Source organism: Stenotrophomonas sp. SrG (assembly GCF_050031795.1).
GTDB lineage: Bacteria > Pseudomonadota > Gammaproteobacteria > Xanthomonadales > Xanthomonadaceae > Stenotrophomonas > Stenotrophomonas rhizophila_A.
Genome location: NZ_JBNBBE010001537.1, coordinates 1 through 233, shown reverse-complemented (window position 1 = coordinate 233; position 233 = coordinate 1). Strand labels below are relative to the sequence as shown.

Genomic DNA, 233 nt, shown 5'->3' with positions numbered 1-233 from the left:
CCTCAAAGGCGACCGCAGCTGCACCAGCAGTTCGCATGTGGAAGAGGCACTGGATACCCGCAAGGCGGCCCGCGCCGACTTCGAGTGGGACCTTGGTGACCACCTGCTGCGCTTCGGCCTGGATCGCGAAGAGAACACCTACGATTACGAGCGCTCGTACCCGGGTCCGGGTGGGTTGCGTTACGAAATCTACTACCGTACTCCCGGCAGCTCGATCAACGGCGGTGCCGTGC

At 63.5% G+C, this 233-nt stretch carries 1 protein-coding gene; it reads left to right on the top strand.

From position 1 onward, the window contains the following. Positions 1 to 233, top strand: a 233-nt coding sequence (locus ACQG3P_RS24535) for a hypothetical protein (protein ID WP_426806502.1), incomplete at both ends; no start/stop codon positions are given.